Below are 1,319 nucleotides of genomic sequence, written 5' to 3'. Positions count from 1 at the left end.
TGTTTGTTTCTGGTGTGGTGTTTGAGAACTGTAGAGTGGATGCGAGCATCTTTGTGGTCAAGTTGTTAAGGGCACATGGTGGATGTCTTGGCTTCAGGAGCCGATGAAGGACGTAGGAGGCTGCGATAAGCCTCGGGGAGCTGTCAACCGAGCTGTGATCCGAGGATTTCCGAATGGGGAAACCCAGCACCAGTGATGTGGTGTTACCCGCACCTGAATATATAGGGTGTGTGGAGGGAACGCGGGGAAGTGAAACATCTCAGTACCCGCAGGAAGAGAAAACAACCGTGATTCCGTGAGTAGTGGCGAGCGAAAGCGGATGAGGCTAAACCGTTTGTATGTCAAGCTGTCAGGCGTTGTGCAGACGGTGTTGTGGGACCCGCCTTGAGGATTCTGACAAGTTCTCGGGTTGTTGTGCTGGTTAGTGGAACCGCTTGGGATGGCGGGCCGGAGTGGGTGAGAGCCCCGTACGCGAAAACCAGTTTCAAGGACCTTGGTGGTGTTCCCGAGTAGCAGCGAGCTCGTGGAATTTGCTGTGAATCTGCCGGGACCACCCGGTAAGCCTAAATACTTCCTGAAGACCGATAGCGGACTAGTACCGTGAGGGAAAGATGAAAAGTACCCCGGGAGGGGAGTGAAAGAGTACCTGAAACCGTGTGCCTACAAGCCGTCAGAGCTGTAATGGTGATGGCGTGCCTTTTGAAGAATGAGCCTGCGAGTTAGTGCTGCGTGGCGAGGTTAACCCGTGTGGGGTAGCCGTAGCGAAAGCGAGTCTGAATAGGGCGATTTAGTCGCGTGGTCTAGACCCGAAGCGGAGTGATCTACCCATGGCCAGGGTGAAGCGACGGTAAGACGTCGTGGAGGCCCGAACCCACTTAGGTTGAAAACTGAGGGGATGAGCTGTGGGTAGGGGTGAAAGGCCAATCAAACTCCGTGATAGCTGGTTCTCCCCGAAATGCATTTAGGTGCAGCGTCGCATGTTTCACCACGGGGGTAGAGCTACTGGATGGTCTAGGGGCCTTACCGGGTTACCGAAATCAACCAAACTCCGAATACCGTGGTGTGAGAGTGCGGCAGTGAGACGGCGGGGGATAAGCTTCGTCGTCGAGAGGGAAACAGCCCAGAACACCAGCTAAGGCCCCTAAGTGTGTGCTCAGTGGGAAAGGATGTGGGATTGCCCAGACAACCAGGAGGTTGGCTTAGAAGCAGCCACCCTTGAAAGAGTGCGTAATAGCTCACTGGTCAAGTGGTCCTGCGCCGACAATGTAGCGGGGCTTAAGCACACCGCCGAAGCTGTGTCATTGACACAATAGATCCGT

At 54.8% G+C, this 1,319-nt stretch carries 1 rRNA gene (only partly in view); it reads left to right on the top strand.

The features are described 5' to 3' along the window. Window positions 1-55 precede the first annotated feature (55 nt). Window positions 56-1,319 (top strand): 23S ribosomal RNA (locus AB0M82_RS45830) (it continues 1,928 nt past the right edge of the window).

It is taken from the genome of Amycolatopsis sp. NPDC051128 (assembly GCF_040682715.1).
Taxonomy (GTDB): Bacteria; Actinomycetota; Actinomycetes; order Mycobacteriales; family Pseudonocardiaceae; genus Amycolatopsis.
Note: the sequence above shows the minus strand (reverse complement) of the source record. Positions and strands in the feature narration are given on the sequence as shown.